At 62.9% G+C, this 13,658-nt stretch carries 17 protein-coding genes; 1 reads left to right on the forward strand and 16 read right to left on the reverse strand.

The window, feature by feature from the left end:
• A partial coding sequence (locus tag RMP09_RS08930; protein WP_310565627.1) for a TRAP transporter large permease subunit occupies positions 1 to 841 on the forward strand: 841 nt, incomplete at its 5' end.
• Positions 842 to 1,072: 231 nt separating this feature from the next.
• On the opposite strand, the gene RMP09_RS08935 is transcribed toward RMP09_RS08930, so the two are convergent.
• The 16 genes from RMP09_RS08935 to RMP09_RS09005 form a co-directional block, all read right to left on the reverse strand.
• Positions 1,073 to 1,207, reverse strand: a complete 135-nt coding sequence (locus RMP09_RS08935; RefSeq protein WP_310565628.1) for a hypothetical protein — start codon at positions 1,205 to 1,207, stop codon at positions 1,073 to 1,075.
• A gap of 70 nt (positions 1,208 to 1,277) precedes the next feature.
• Positions 1,278 to 1,556 (reverse strand): helix-turn-helix domain-containing protein, encoded by a 279-nt coding sequence (locus RMP09_RS24070; protein ID WP_409559704.1) that lies wholly within the window; start codon positions 1,554 to 1,556, stop codon positions 1,278 to 1,280.
• A 68-nt stretch (positions 1,557 to 1,624) separates the two neighbouring features.
• A complete protein-coding gene (locus RMP09_RS08940) occupies positions 1,625 to 1,891 on the reverse strand; it encodes a hypothetical protein (RefSeq protein ID WP_310565629.1) in 267 nt (88 codons plus the stop codon).
• Positions 1,888 to 2,811 carry a hypothetical protein gene (locus RMP09_RS08945; protein WP_310565630.1) on the reverse strand — a complete coding sequence of 308 codons (924 nt, stop codon included), beginning with the start codon at positions 2,809 to 2,811 and terminating at the stop codon, positions 1,888 to 1,890. Before RMP09_RS08945 ends, RMP09_RS08940 begins: the two co-directional genes overlap by 4 nt.
• Positions 2,812 to 3,155: 344 nt before the next feature.
• The gene (locus RMP09_RS08950) at positions 3,156 to 3,887 is read right to left on the reverse strand and encodes a hypothetical protein (RefSeq protein ID WP_310565631.1); all 732 of its coding nucleotides are present in this window, start codon (positions 3,885 to 3,887) and stop codon (positions 3,156 to 3,158) included.
• Between the two features lie 185 nt (positions 3,888 to 4,072).
• A complete protein-coding gene (locus tag RMP09_RS08955; RefSeq protein WP_310565632.1) occupies positions 4,073 to 4,591 on the reverse strand; it encodes a hypothetical protein in 519 nt (172 codons plus the stop codon).
• 5 nt (positions 4,592 to 4,596) lie between these two features.
• Positions 4,597 to 5,334: a hypothetical protein gene (locus RMP09_RS08960; RefSeq protein ID WP_310565633.1), complete on the reverse strand. Its 738-nt coding sequence runs from the start codon at positions 5,332 to 5,334 to the stop codon at positions 4,597 to 4,599.
• Positions 5,315 to 6,922: a GspE/PulE family protein gene (locus tag RMP09_RS08965; protein WP_310565634.1), complete on the reverse strand. Its 1,608-nt coding sequence runs from the start codon at positions 6,920 to 6,922 to the stop codon at positions 5,315 to 5,317. The genes RMP09_RS08960 and RMP09_RS08965 overlap by 20 nt, the downstream gene beginning before the upstream one ends.
• 71 nt (positions 6,923 to 6,993) lie before the next feature.
• Complete coding sequence (locus RMP09_RS08970; RefSeq protein ID WP_310565635.1) at positions 6,994 to 8,199, reverse strand: type II secretion system F family protein; 1,206 nt, start codon at positions 8,197 to 8,199, stop codon at positions 6,994 to 6,996.
• Positions 8,196 to 8,654, reverse strand: a complete 459-nt coding sequence (locus tag RMP09_RS08975; protein ID WP_310565636.1) for a type II secretion system protein — start codon at positions 8,652 to 8,654, stop codon at positions 8,196 to 8,198. Before RMP09_RS08975 ends, RMP09_RS08970 begins: the two co-directional genes overlap by 4 nt.
• A gap of 49 nt (positions 8,655 to 8,703) precedes the next feature.
• A complete protein-coding gene (locus RMP09_RS08980) occupies positions 8,704 to 9,099 on the reverse strand; it encodes a prepilin-type N-terminal cleavage/methylation domain-containing protein (RefSeq protein WP_310565637.1) in 396 nt (131 codons plus the stop codon).
• 4 nt (positions 9,100 to 9,103) lie between these two features.
• On the reverse strand, positions 9,104 to 9,601 hold the full coding sequence (locus RMP09_RS08985; RefSeq protein ID WP_310565638.1) for a type II secretion system protein: 498 nt from the start codon (positions 9,599 to 9,601) through the stop codon (positions 9,104 to 9,106).
• Between the two features lie 5 nt (positions 9,602 to 9,606).
• The gene (locus tag RMP09_RS08990) at positions 9,607 to 11,913 is read right to left on the reverse strand and encodes a cohesin domain-containing protein (RefSeq protein ID WP_310565639.1); all 2,307 of its coding nucleotides are present in this window, start codon (positions 11,911 to 11,913) and stop codon (positions 9,607 to 9,609) included.
• A 9-nt stretch (positions 11,914 to 11,922) separates the two neighbouring features.
• Complete coding sequence (locus RMP09_RS08995; protein WP_310565640.1) at positions 11,923 to 12,276, reverse strand: hypothetical protein; 354 nt, start codon at positions 12,274 to 12,276, stop codon at positions 11,923 to 11,925.
• 121 nt (positions 12,277 to 12,397) lie between these two features.
• On the reverse strand, positions 12,398 to 12,940 hold the full coding sequence (locus RMP09_RS09000; protein ID WP_310565641.1) for a GspMb/PilO family protein: 543 nt from the start codon (positions 12,938 to 12,940) through the stop codon (positions 12,398 to 12,400).
• A gap of 141 nt (positions 12,941 to 13,081) precedes the next feature.
• Positions 13,082 to 13,654 (reverse strand): hypothetical protein, encoded by a 573-nt coding sequence (locus tag RMP09_RS09005; protein WP_310565642.1) that lies wholly within the window; start codon positions 13,652 to 13,654, stop codon positions 13,082 to 13,084.
• Positions 13,655 to 13,658: the final 4 nt, after the last annotated feature.

Raw genomic sequence — 13,658 nt, forward strand, 5'->3', positions numbered from 1 at the left:
GCTGGTGATCTACGCCATCCTGACCGAGCAGAACATCGCCAAGCTGTTCGCCGCGGCCATGGTCCCGGGCGCCATCGCCATGACGGGCTACATCATCGCCATCGCCATTTATGTGCGCCTGGTGCCCGGCCAGGCGCCCGACCACGACGACGACGACCGCCCCCGCATGACGGCCAAGCTGGCGCTGGGCGTGCTGCCCATCGCGGTGGTGTTCCTGATCGTGTTCGGCGGCATCTACGGCGGCCTGTTCACCCCCACCGAAGGCGCCGGCGTGGGCGCGGCGGCCACCTTTGTCGCGGCGCTGCTCAAGCGCGAGCTGACCTGGGCCAAGATCAAGCACTGCTTCTACGCCACGGCCGAAGCCAGCGCCATGATCTTCCTGATCTTCATCGGTGCCGATCTGATGAACGCGTCGCTGGCGCTGACCCAGGTGCCCGCGATGCTGGCCGAAGTGGTCAACGGCTGGGGCCTGTCGCCGCTGATGGTGGTGACCGCGATCCTGCTGTTCTACGTGATCCTGGGCGCGGTGATGGACGAGCTGTCCATGATCCTGCTGACCATCCCGATCTTCTTCCCCATGGTCATGTCCATGGACTTCGGCATGACCCAGGAAATGACGGCGATCTGGTTCGGCATCATGGTGCTGATGACGGTGGGCTTCGGTCTGCTGGCGCCGCCGGTGGGGCTGAACGTGTACGTGGTCAACGGCATGGCCAAGGACGTGCCGATCAGCGAGAGCTACAAGGGCGTCATGCCCTTCCTGATCAGCGACGTGTTCCGCACCACGCTGCTGCTGCTGTTCCCGTCCATCTCGCTGTGGCTGGTGCAGTTCGTGCAGTGACGCGACCAAGCCGCCCGACCGATAGCGTTTGGGCATAGCCGCCATTAGGTAGCTGTCGCCCATCGCACGTCCTGACACATCGTGATCTAACGTGTCCCCCGAACCGTTATGTGCGGCCAGCGACCGAACTGGCGTTGGCTGCTCCCTTGATGACTCACCCTGCCAGTGCCCTGGAAACTGCCGGTCTTCAATCTCAGGAGGGCGCAGGTGGATGCGCACCATGTCGGGGATCTACCCCCTGCGGTCCTGTCCTTTGCTGCGCGGCACGCGTTTGTTGTGGACGTGACGCAAGGTGGCGATCAGCTCGCGTTTGAGCTCGTCCACGAGTTGGGCATAGATGCAGTTGTAGATCGTCTCGTGTGACACGCAGTGCTCATGGCCTTTGGGGAAAATGCAGGCCAGTGTCAGGGCAATCTATTGGGGCTACCAGCGCTCGCTAAGAAAGTGGTGCACAACCCCGAACAGGATGCCATCGCGATGGAGCTTGCCCAGTGAGCAGCCTTCCAGGCGTTTGCGTTGGGCGCAGGTACGGGCTGTGGTGCTGACGTAGCGTGGGCTGTGCGTTGCACCGCAGTTCCCGGCTGATGGTGCTGGGGGATCGACCCAAGATCAGGGTGATATCTCGAACCGTGTACTTGTGCTGGACCGGGCTGGCCAGCTTCAGGCGGTCTCCAGGCTGGAGGTGTTGATATCTTGTTGGCGGGGTGCTCTGCATCTGGGGACCTTACTCGGTAACAGGTGCTGCACTTCAAGCTTGAATCCGCCCAAGACCACACTGAACCTTCAGCCTCTTTTTCGTGACGGCCCTACCCGAAAAACACGCGAAGCTTTGAAGGCCCCCGCGGCGATCGAACTCTGAAGCGGCGCCGATGGCGGATTATTTTGGATATACAAAGCCAATCCCATCCTTGAAATATCCTGAGCGGCTCGGTATAAATAATCGCCAGACTGGACCTCATACACCTTTGAACCAGAGGCAAGGCCTTTTTTGGACGACTCCGTTTCGTTTTGCACTGATTCCATTTTTTTCACTTTTACATCAACATTCATGCTCGTCTCCCACGAGGTTGTGCTCGACTGGTTGTCGAGCTGTTACCGACGGACTTCACGATTTTTTCAGCATCTGCGAACGTTTGCGAATGCTCTCGAAACGTATATGCCGATATGAGGAACAGACAAAATAAATCTGCGTGCATGAAAAGATTCGCACGATCTTGGTCGTTGAAGAAGTCTTTATGATGACTGTCCACGCACAGGAATCCGAAATTGTATTTTTCAGATTCTGCGGGAAGCAAGTGACCATGCAAGCCGAAGTACTCTTTGAACTCGGCACTGACCTGGTGATGCAACAGAGTCATCGGTACGATCAGCGTGGACTTGTAGCAAGCAACTGCGGACGGACGGACTGCCGGACGGTCAGCTTCCCAGCAGTCGATCCATCTGTCATCGTCGACAGGCTTGGCCGAGAGTCGGTCCAGTAGAGGAGCCAACCACGACGAAGAGTAGCTTGTAGCACGCGCAACATTGAGCCTCGGATTTTTGTACCTGGCAGCCTTAGCGAGAGTAGGCAGATCGTTCTCAAAGAATGGGCTGCCTTGGGTAGCCACCCAGTCAAACCCGGTGTTGTCATCGCGTGCGGCCTGAAACGCTTTCTCAGACCGGTCGACAGAGACAGCGCCATCCCGGGCGTAGGTGTACACGTTTTCACCACGCCGCAGCTTGATACAAAACCGCGGCCGGTGCAAGTAGGCATGATGCCTATCGTCAAAATACTGGTTCAGTGCAGTGAACACCGCTTGACAGGCTCGTCCGAGGTGGTGATCCAAGTGGGTGCTGACTGCTTTGTAGGCGATGCCAAGGTCCTTCTTCGTTTGGCGTGACTCTTTGGTCCTGTGTGCGTCAAGCGCGATGCGCAGCTGCTTGTGTCGCTCCCCGGCAACCACAATGAACTCGGCCAGATGGCCTTGCATAGCACATACAAACTCCTTGTTGTGTTTGCTGTAAAGAGCCAAGCGCCTGTACGCCCCCAAGTTCCGAATCGCTTGCCATGCGCCTGACGCCCATCTGATTGGGGCTAAAAGTGAGCCAAGTGTGAAATCCATGCAAAACGGTAAAATTAAACAAATACGCGAAATTCACTCAACCCAATGAGTGATGCCAAAAAGCAAAATTATCCACGACCAAATCATCGCAAGTCATTGAGAAAACCCACAGACGACGGCAATGTGAAAATTGTACACCTCATTATTCCCCTTGGCACCCTCCACCCACACCAAGCAAACGGATTTGCGCCGTCTGATACTCAAAAAAAATCTCAGCGCCTCTCTGAGAGACTGCCTGTCTTCGCAATCAAAGCGATCGGTCGCGGCGTATAAAGCTCTGCCTTGAAAACCCGAACAGTCGAATCCTCCAGACGTAACACATAGGCTTTCTGGGTGGCAACAACCAATCGACCACGAACCACATCAGCTTGGTTTTCTTTATCTAAGGCAACACAAAGTGCAGCATTGACCTCTTCCAAAGAAGCACCCGCCTGGAGGGAGCCCTTTGACACAGAGCAGGCAGCAGGAGAAATAACATATTTCTCAATGTAGGCCAGCCCGTTATTGATGCCAATGACAAAAGCCATCAATGGCACAACAAGAAAAAACAAGATCAGTTTTGTTGCAGCCCAAACGACCAACGGAAAAGCGAAAGCAGCGGCCACCAACAGCCCCGCAAGACGATGATGCTGATCAATGTATTTGGTTTTTTGGCTCGCAAATTCCTTTGCCTTCAAAAATAGACTGCTTTCGAGCCACGCCTTCTTGGTCGCCAATCCTACAGCAATCAGAAGCAGAATACACACTGCACCCAAAGAGCCGTACAGCACCCGCAGCTCAAACCCCTCGCCAAAGATTTTTACCAATCGTTCAAACAAAACGCTAGCCGGCAAGAACCCCAAATCAAAGAGATCTAGCGCGGACCCAAACAGTGCAGCGCGCGGTATGCCAAACCGATCCTCGATTGCCCACGCCATGCCGTAGCCCATGAGCAACAATGTCATTGGTCCAGCGGAATAAAACACAATCAGAGCTTTCCACAAACCTCCCACATTCACCTCTACTTCCCTCATTCAACAAAATGCCACTCGTCTTGATAGAGGCCTGCCACGTTCTATTTCGAGCCGCATAGAGCAGGCAAACCTCACCGTTTGGGGGCCACAGTACCTTGACCATAGCCTGGCCCAGATTACTCAATCACGCCCTGCAAGACGGCTCGGAACCTATCAGTTTCAACAACACCACCACCTTGGCTGGATTTATCCACGCGCTCTAGTCGCCAAACACCTGCCTGACCAGAAGCATCGTTGAGCGCCCGGGTCACCACCGCGGCCTGCGCCATGGACTCCAGCTCGTACTCCAGCACCACCTGCCCGCTACCCGCATCCATGGTCAGTTGAACCAGCCGCACCTTGGCCAGTGCCGGCGTTTCGATAGCGTCGTACAGGCGGTTCCAGTCGCGCTGCAGCAAACGCCGGGCTGCCGCCTCGCTGGCCGCCCTCGGGTTGTCCTGTGGTGACTCTGGCGCTTGCGCGAGCCGCTGCATCTGCTGGGCGTTCATAGCCGCCAGTTGCTGCTCCAGCACCACCCGCTGCTGCCTCAGTTGCCAGACCTTGCCTCCGGTAGAGCCCACGATCACCAACACCACCAAGGCCGCAGCAGCCCAAATGAACTTCCAGGCCTTGGGCTCAACGAAATCAATCCTCACGGACCTCATGACAGCACGCTCCAGTGCTTCGCCCAAGCAGACGGCCCCTGAACCCACACGTTCTGCGTTGGTTCCCTGTTGAAGGCCATCGCCACACCTGTACTTTGCTGTGCTTCAGCCGCCTGATCGCTCATCTCGGCCAAGCTCGACAGGGCATCTACTGGCCCGTACCGACCCACCCAGCTTTTGGTGTACGCGGTCCCTGTCGGACTGAGGTTCAAGACCGTCAACGCATCCGGCTCCAGCAAGGCCACGCATTCGACCTGCTGGTCTGTACATGCCTTTGCTGCTGTGGCCGCCGCCCAGAGTGGTCGCAAGCTGACCAGCAATCCCTTGTGCTCCGCCGCCCACTGGGCAATCAACCTATGCGTGCTCTGCAGCATGGCTGCCGCTAGGCCCTGGTTGCCGGCGTCCAGGCTGCACACGATCTCGGCCGCATGCTCAGCTGGAACGTTCCAGACATGCGAAGCACTGGCGCACGCAATGGCCCGCACCTCCTGCCGCTTGACACCCGCAGGCACCACAAACGTCACTGGTGGACACAGCGCTGCGGAGAGGTGTACGTGCAAGCGCCAAGGCTTGGAGTTGGCCCGGTGCTGCGCCAGATCCACCTGCCGCAGCACATCGCCCAGCGGCAGCGTGGCTGGCGGCTCAAAGGTCCACAGCGGCACGCCCTGACGCTGAACGAGCACCACACCGGTGCCCAGGTACACATCCACCCGCTCAGACCAGACCGACCACACGGGTCACCTCCTCCAGCGTGGTTCGACCTTCCCGGACCAATTCAATGGCTTGAGCGATCAGGCGCTGGGTCGGGTCCTGGTAGACCACCTGCTTGAACTCGCTCATGCTGGCCTTGGCCACCATCAGGTCGCGAACCCGGTCACTGAGCACATGCACCTCGGCCAGCACAAAGCGCCCCTTGTAGCCGGTGTGCCGGCAATGGACGCAACCCTTGGGCGCCGGCAGCTGGGTTGGCACGGGCAGGTTCAGTGCGCCCAGCTTGGCCTGTTCGTCCGGCGTCGGCTCTCGCCATGGCATGCCTTGCTCAGCACATTGTGTACAAACCTGACGCAGCAGACGCTGCACCACCACACCGTTCAACGCCGAAGCCAGCGCAAAGGCTTCAATGCCGAAGTGCTGGAAACGTCCCAGCACATCGAACAGGCTGTTGGCGTGCACGGTGGTGAACACCAGGTGGCCGGTCAGTGAGGATTGCACCGCGATCTGCGCGGTTTCTGCGTCACGGATTTCACCGACGAGGATCTTGTCAGGGTCGTGGCGCAGGATGGAGCGCAGCCCGGTGGCAAAGGTCAACCCCTTCTGTTCGTTGACCGGAATCTGCAGCACCCCGGGCAGCTCGTACTCCACCGGGTCTTCGATGGTGATGATCTTCTCCAGACCGTCGTTGACTTCGGTGAGCGCGGCGTAAACGGTGGTGGTCTTGCCGCTGCCGGTGGGCCCAGTGATCAGCAGCATGCCGTGAGGACGGGCGGCCAGGTCGCGGATGCGCTGGGCTACTGAGCCCTCAAAGCCCAGCAGGTCCAGCGATACGCTGCTCTGGCTGTGGCGCAGCTGCGCTTTGTCCAGCAGGCGCAGCACTGCATCCTCTCCAAAGATGCTGGGCATGATGGACACACGCAGGTCCACCGCTTCAGACGATCCTTCTGGCTGCCAGTGGATGCGCCCATCTTGCGGGCGACGCCGTTCGGTGATGTCCAGTTGCGCCAGCACCTTGATGCGCGAGATCACTTCTTCGGCGCGCGGCGGATCGTCCAGCCGGGGTCCGGGGGCCATGACGCCGTCGAGCCGGTATTTCACGCCCACGCCCAGGCGATCGGTCTCGAAGTGGATGTCGCTGGCCCCGTCGGTGTAGGCGCGTTCGATCGCCTGACCCACAAAGGCCACCACCGGGCTGCTGGTGACCGCGCCCGTCGACGTTGCCTCTCGGATGGGCACGGCAGCCGCTTGCACAGCAGAGACCCTGTCGTTCAAGCGACTGCGCAAGCGCTCCAGCTGCCCGGGTTGGGCCAGGGCCAGGCGCGCGCCAACGGATCCCATGCGCCGCAGACTCTGGGTGGCGCTTCCCGACCAGGGGTCGTCAAACAGCAAGAGCGTCGCTTCCAGCAGACCCACGCGCATGCCCTCGGGCGCACCAAATAGCGACGACAGCTGAGCGCGGTCCAGCGTCTCGTCATTGATCACGCTCACCCCCTGGTGACGCAACAGTGCGGGCCCCCAGGCCATTCCCGCCAGGGCGGCCTGCAAGCCCGCGTACAGCCCTCCGTCACGGACGGCACCCTGCGCCCGCACTTGCTCGATGGCTTGCACAAGTTGCTCCGGCGTCGGCAATGGCGGTGGGCGGGGGCGCTCGGACATGTTCAGTCTGGAAGTGATGTTGTTCAGCGAAGACGGGTGGCCATGTCGAACACCGGCAGGTACATCATGACCACGATGCCGCCCACCATCAGGGCCACGGCCATCAGCAGCACAGGCTCGACGATGCGGGTCAGGCGTTCCACGAACAGCTCGAAGTGCTCGCGGTGCAAGCGCGAGACCACATCGGCTGCCAGGTGGAAGTCGCCGTTGCGCTCGGCCGCGGCCATCAGGCGCCGCCCCACCTCGTCGCACAGCCGCGCATCGGCCAGGGCCTGGGCCACCGCGCCCCCTTGTTCGATGCGCTGCAAAGCCTGTTGCAGGGCCACCGTCAGGCGGGCGTCCAGCGCCGAACGGCTGGCCACCTGCAACGCTTCGGTCATGGGGTAACCGCCTTTGAGCATCAGCGCCAGCGCCTGGTAGAGCATGGCCAGCTGAAAGTCCTCCACCCGCACACGCACCCAGGGCACTTGCAGCGCCAAGGTCAGCAAGTGCCGCCGCGCGAAGCCGCTCCAGATCCACCACGCCAGCGCCAGCAACGCCAGCGCCACAGCGGTCAGCGTGGCGGCCTGGTTTGCGCTCACCCATTGCGCCAGGCCGATCATCCAGCTGGTCGCACCACTGGCGCCGCCGCCGCGCAGGTTGGTGTACATGCGCGCAAAGTTGGGCATGACCACCAGCAACAAAAACAGCGAGATGCCCACGCCCAGCGCCGTCACCAGCGCCGGGTAGATGGCGGCACTGACCACCTTGCGGCGCAGTTGCTCGACCAGGGTGTCGAACCGCAGGTAATCCGCCAGCGCCTGGGCCAGGTCGCTGGTGCGTTCGCCCGCGCGCACCGCCGCCACCAGTACCGCCGGCGCATCGGGCAGCCGCTGCAGCGCTTGCGACAAAGCCGTTCCCTGCTCCAGTTCACCCAGCAGCTGCGCGGCCAGGCTGTCCGCCTGCCCGGCCAGCCGTTCGCGGGCGCTGAGCGTGTCCACCGCTTCCACCACCGTCATACCCGCCTGGATCAGCGTGCTCACTTCACGGCAGAACAGCGCGAAGCGGCCGCGCTGAGGCTTTCTGGGCCTTGAGAAGGTTGGTGCGGTGGTCCCACGAACCGACAACACCGTGAAACCTTGCGCCGTCAGCTGCTGGCGCAGTCCGGCTTCGGTCTCGGCCTGCAAGCGCTCCTCGCTGACCTGGTCGTCGCCCAGGCGCAGGTAACGCACGGCAAAGGTCTGGCTCATGGCTTCACCCCGGCCGATTCGCCAGCCACCCGCGGCGTGTAGACGAACTTCCAGTCGCTGTAGCGCTGCGCAGCGCCCAGACCCAACTCGGTCAGCTCTGTGCCGGCTGTGCGAATGGGCGCCCTTTCGCTTTGGCTGTAGACGCCGGCAATGCCGCCACCGGGCGCGGGTACGATGCCCCACTCATGAGAGCGGGTGATCGGGTCCGCATAGATGCGGCGCAGGCGGCGCTGCAGGCTCACAAAGCGCCGGTCGTCGGTCAGCGCCTCCAGGGACGGCGGCCAGTCCTTGACGGCGCCGGGTGATTGCTCGTGGTACGCCCCGATGGCGCGGACGATTTCGGCGCCGATGCGCAGAAGTTCGGCCTCGCGCTCGCGCTGGGCTTGTTGGGACACCACACCCATCACCTGCTGCGTGGCAAGCGCCAGCAGGAACATGGCCAGCAGCACCGCCACCAGGGTGAAGCCGTGCTCCGCCCGGTGCAAACCCTTCTTGGGGGCGCGTTCACCACTGCGCATAGGAGCTGCCATCCTTGGCGCGGCCGCTGGCGCCGCTTTTGACGTCGAAGACGGTTTCGGTATCGCCCTCTCGCGCGGGTACCAGCACCCAGCTATCGCTGCGCCCGGTGATCGGATCTTCGGGCACGCTGCGCATGTATCGGGTCTGCACCAGCTCATCGAGCGTCTTGGGATAGCGACCCTTGTCCCGGTAGAACTGGTCAATCGCCTGGCGCAGGCCCACCAGGTTGTGTCTCAAGGTGGTCTCTCGGGCCTGGTCCACCCGGTCCAGGTACAGCGGCGCGGTGATGCCCGCGAGAATGGCCAGCACAGCCAGCACCACCAGCAGTTCAATCAGGGTGAAGCCGCTGCGGCGTCTGGCACGAAGGTGCGGCGCGTCCATCACATCACCAGCTGGCATAGACCGTGCCATCGAGCGCCACCGCGTCCGATGAAGACCGCACATCGAACACATCCGTCCCGGGCTCGGGCCGGTCCGGTGGCGATGCGTAGCTGCGCAGCCGCCAGGTCTGTTCGGCAGGCAGGCTCGGGTCGGCGAACGGGTCTCGCGGGATCTGGCGCAAGAAGTACAGCTGCCGGGGTGTCCCGGTGGCCCTCGCGTCGGCCACTCCGGCGGTCAGCGCCTGCAGCGAAGGCGGGTAACCCGAGTCGGTGGCGCCCGCTGCAATGGCGCCCCGCTCCACATGGCGCTTGTAGTCGTCAATGGCGGCGCGAATCTCCCACAGCGATCGGCGCAGCTCGCGCTCCTTGCCGGCGGTCAGCATCGCCTCGCCCAGGGGCATGATGGCCGCGGCCAGAACCCCGAGGATCGCCATCACCACCAGCAACTCGATCAGGGTGAACCCCTGGGCGAGCCGGGGCCGACCGAGGCTGAGGCAGCGCATGCCCATCATTGCACGGTGGTGGACCAGGTGGGCTTGCTCGGCAGCGGCACGATGCCGTTGACCCCCAGCGGGTCCAGGTTCTGGAACCACAGTTCGGCCTTGCCCGGGGCCAGGGCCTTCAGGCGCAGCAGTACTAGATCACCCTCGCCGGCCACACCTTTTTCGGCATTGCTCAGCAGGCCCACACTGATGCGGCCTTCGGTGGCGTTGACGGCGTGCGTGAAACTGCTGGCCGCTGGCGACTGGCGGAAGTAGGCGCCTTCAGAGACCCCCACCACCTGCAGCTTGTCCGGCGCAAAACGCAAGTCCATGGGCAGGCCCGCCAGCGGAATGCCCGAAGCGGCGTGCACCGCCACCGTGAAGGTTTCGCCCGCCTTGACGGTTTCGGGGCCTTTGAGCTGCAGCGTCAGGCCGGTGGGCAGCGGTGGCTGCGCCGCCGCCGGGTTCGCAGCCGAAGAAGCCGCCGCAGCCGCTGCACCTGGGGCGCCAACGCGCGCATCCGGTGTCGGGGGCATTGCGTCCGACCCAGCCGCAGGCTGCGTGCCTCGGGCGCCAGGCCGGGGCCGCAGCCGGGTGAAGTTCTCGGTACCCACCCACATCTCGGCCTGCGACACATCGGGCCGTGCCGCGCTGCGCAAAATGCGCGGGGTGATGGCCAGCACCAGCTCGGTCTTCTGCACATCGTCCTTCTGGCTGGAGAACAGGCGCCCGGCCACGGGCAGGTCGCCCAGGCCCGGTACTCGGTTCGAACTGGAGCGGTCGTCCTTGCTGATCAGGCCGCCCAGCAACTGGGTTTCGCCATCGCGCAGGCGCAGCGTGGTGTTGGCGTTGCGGGTACCGATCTGGAACGCCACCGACCCCCCGGTGGTGCGCACCTCGCCGGCCAACGAACTCACCTCCAGGCCCAGTTTGATGGACACTTCGTCGTCGGGCGAGACCACGGGCTCTACCTCCAGCTTCAGGCCCACGTCCTGGTAGCTGATGTTCTCGGACACAAAACCGTTGGAACCGGCCGTGGTGGTGATCACCGGGATCTTGTCGCCGATGAGGATGGTGGCCTTCTCGCGGCTGCGCGAACGGATGCGCGGGTTGGCCAGGGTGTTGAAGTCTCCCACCTCGCGCCGCAGGTTCAAGAGCACGTTGCCCACGCTCACCCCCACGCGGCCGGAGTTGATGCTGTTGAAGCTGTCCAGCGTCAGCCCGCTCTGGCCGGGCAGAGGCAGGGGCGAGAAGCTGATCGCGTTGGGCACGTTGATGCCCAGCTCGGTCAGGCGCGAGGTCTTGACCTCCAGCACCTCCACCTCCAGCATCACCTCGGCTTCACCCTGGTCGTGCAGGGCCACCAGGCGCTCGGCCAGCGCCACGATCTCGGGCGGCTCGCGCAGCGCGATCATGTTGGCCTTCTCGTCCACAAACGGCGGCTGGATGCGCAACATGTTCTGCAGCAGCGTGGCCGTGGTCTTGGCCTGGGCGTTGGCCAGGTGGAAGACGCGGATCACCTGCTCGCGGTGCTGTTTGTGTTTTTCGGGGGTGTTGGGGTAGACCATCACCGTCTTGCCGTCCACGATGTGGCGCGAGAGCTGGAACGCCCCCAGCACCAGGTCGATGGCGTCTTCCACCCGGGCCGAGCGAATGAAGATGCTCGCGCGCTGCTCCATCTGCACGTCGCGGTCCACCACAAAGTTCACGCCGCTGCCGTCGCGCAGGGCCTCCAGCAAAGAAGCCAGTGGCGCGTTGCGCATGTCCAGGCTGATGGTGCGGGTCTCTGCCAGTTCCAGGCGGTTGGCCGGGGCTGCGGCCACTCGCTGCTCCAGCTCCAGCTGGCGTTTGAGGCTGGTGACCTCCGGGTGGCGGGGGGCATGGCCCAGCGCGCTGTCCAGCGTGCGCAAGGCAGCGTCCCTTTGTCCACCGCCCGCCTGCTGGCGTGCGGTCTGCAGGGCTTGCTGCACATGGCGCTCACGCACCAGGTCGGCCTGCAGGTCCTGCACGCGCGTGTTGTTGGGGTCCAGCTTGCGGGCGCGTTCCAGCGTGGCGTTGGCTGCCTCCCACTGGCCGTTCATGCGTTCTTGCGTGGCTTGGGCCACCAGGCGGGCCGTGGCTTCTTCGCGGGTGCTGATCAGGCCGCTGCGCAGCAAACCGCTGTCCGGGTAGCGGCGGCTGCCGTCCTGCAGGGTTTGGATGGCGGCTTCGTACTGGCCACTGCGCACCTGCGTGGCCGCGTCGTCACGAATCATCTGCTGCGCGCAACCGGCCAGCAGCAGCGCGGCCGCGCAGACGCTACCCCTCCACACCACCCGGATGCTTGTTGTCATGAGTGGGGATTATCGGGTCTCGAAGCGGGGCGCCGGCGGCAGCGGCAGCTGCACCACGGCCTGGGTCTGCGGGTTCAGCAATTCCACCAGGTTGGCGTTCATGCGCTCGACGCGGTAGCCGTTGGGCAAGACCTTGCCTTGCTCCAGCGTCACCGGGCGCCCATCGCTCCACTGGGCCAGCACCAGATGGCGGCCGTCCGGCGTCTGCATGCGGCCGGTAAAGCTCAGTTGCAAAACCGGTTCACTGGGCATCACCGGAGCGGCTTGCACTGGTGGCGGCGCGAACACCGGCGCTGGCGCCTGCACCACCACCGGCACGGGGGTGGGCAACAAGAACGGGTCGCGCGCTGCGGGCTTGAGCATGGCCCGCACCCCGACCGTGGCATCGGATGGTGTGGTGGGATTCGCCGCGACGCCGAGAGCACAGCAGCAAAGAGCAACTGCCACGGTGCCTGGCAGCTTGAACCCCTTCAATTGGACTGACTCAATCACGCGCATACAGCACCCAGGTCCATTGCGACTCCAGTCCGGCTGCCGCCCCGGCTGTGGCCTGCATGCGCAGGTTTTGCACCGCCAACGCGGGAAAGCGCTGCGACACGTCCGCCTGCCAGGCCTTGAGCGCGGAATAGCTGCCACCGGCCGACACTTGCAGGCTCACCCGACCCCACACCGCAGGGCTGGCGGACTGGTGCGACACCGAAAGGGACCGGATGTTCACACCCAAGCGCACCGCAGACTGGCCGGCCTGTTGGATCACTTCATCCACCGACTCGCGAAGGGGCCATTCAAGGGCAGGTTGCGCTGCGGCGTGTTCGGCTGACACGCTGGGCAGCGCCATGGTGCGCTCCAGCGCAGCCACCTCGATCTGGACCCGCTGGGTCTGGATCCGTTCCCACGACACCAACCCAACTCCAGCCATGGCAAACGCGGTGCTTACCACCACCACGCCCGCCAAATGCACGGAGGCCGATCGCGACGCGAATGGGCGCCATGGCGACGGAAATGCAACGGACTCCAACATCTTCATTTGGCAAGGGTTTCAGTTGGGCAACAGATGCATTGCGCTGTTGGATTGAATTCAACATCTATCGGCAAGTACCGGACTTTGAAGTGGTCGGGCCAGGCAAAAGGCAAGGCCTGACCCGTTGCCCGTTGCCGAGTTGCCTTGCTACGGCGCAAGGTGCCGCCGCGAGTAGTCCAGTCGCTTCTTTTCCGTCGGCGACAGATGCTGCGCCAGTGGCTCAAGCGACTGGACCACTCCTAGGTAGTCTCGCTTTTCCCACGCAGCCTCCGATCTGGCGCGGGCCGATCGAAGCGCCCCCTCTAGAGCATAGGCATCGCTTTCTCTTTGACGCAGCTTGGCTACCTGCGCAAACGAGAAGTCGCTGCCCATCAAGAAGTCAGCGGCGTGTTGCGTGATCAGTCGGGCTAAGCGCGCCAATGCATCAGGCAGCCGAGCGGCCTGGCTGACCATCATTCCATCAATAGCCGCCGCTTCCGCCACACCTCTAAGGCGAAGTACCTCCGCAAGCGAAAAAGGCCGCTCCGGCTGCGCCAACTTTTTTCTACCAATTTCGACCCCCAACTCATACGAGCGACCGTTGTCGAAGTTGATGATCAAGAAGGCGCTGTCGTTCTCATAACGGACTTCCCGATCGTTGGACACTGCACAGGACATCCCGAATTGCTGCGCCAAATCGTCGAAACCGCGCCTTGCCTCCAGTGCGAATGGGACTGACATCGTG

It is taken from the genome of Hydrogenophaga sp., from assembly GCF_031426985.1.
Classification (GTDB): Bacteria; Pseudomonadota; Gammaproteobacteria; order Burkholderiales; family Burkholderiaceae_C; genus Hydrogenophaga.

Bases quoted from the DNA above. Each gene is read 5' to 3' on its own strand.
- RMP09_RS24070 (WP_409559704.1), bottom strand. From the start codon at position 1,556: ATGCAGAGCACCCCGCCAACAAGATATCAACACCTCCAGCCTGGAGAC.
- RMP09_RS08940 (WP_310565629.1), bottom strand. From the start codon at position 1,891: ATGAATGTTGATGTAAAAGTGAAAAAAATGGAATCAGTGCAAAACGAA.
- RMP09_RS08945 (WP_310565630.1), bottom strand. From the start codon at position 2,811: ATGCAAGGCCATCTGGCCGAGTTCATTGTGGTTGCCGGGGAGCGACAC.
- RMP09_RS08950 (WP_310565631.1), bottom strand. From the start codon at position 3,887: ATGACATTGTTGCTCATGGGCTACGGCATGGCGTGGGCAATCGAGGAT.
- RMP09_RS08970 (WP_310565635.1), bottom strand. From the start codon at position 8,199: ATGAGCCAGACCTTTGCCGTGCGTTACCTGCGCCTGGGCGACGACCAG.
- RMP09_RS08980 (WP_310565637.1), bottom strand. From the start codon at position 9,099: ATGGACGCGCCGCACCTTCGTGCCAGACGCCGCAGCGGCTTCACCCTG.
- RMP09_RS08985 (WP_310565638.1), bottom strand. From the start codon at position 9,601: ATGCGCTGCCTCAGCCTCGGTCGGCCCCGGCTCGCCCAGGGGTTCACC.
- RMP09_RS08990 (WP_310565639.1), bottom strand. From the start codon at position 11,913: ATGACAACAAGCATCCGGGTGGTGTGGAGGGGTAGCGTCTGCGCGGCC.
- RMP09_RS08995 (WP_310565640.1), bottom strand. From the start codon at position 12,276: ATGCTCAAGCCCGCAGCGCGCGACCCGTTCTTGTTGCCCACCCCCGTG.
- RMP09_RS09000 (WP_310565641.1), bottom strand. From the start codon at position 12,940: ATGAAGATGTTGGAGTCCGTTGCATTTCCGTCGCCATGGCGCCCATTC.
- RMP09_RS09005 (WP_310565642.1), bottom strand. From the start codon at position 13,654: ATGTCAGTCCCATTCGCACTGGAGGCAAGGCGCGGTTTCGACGATTTG.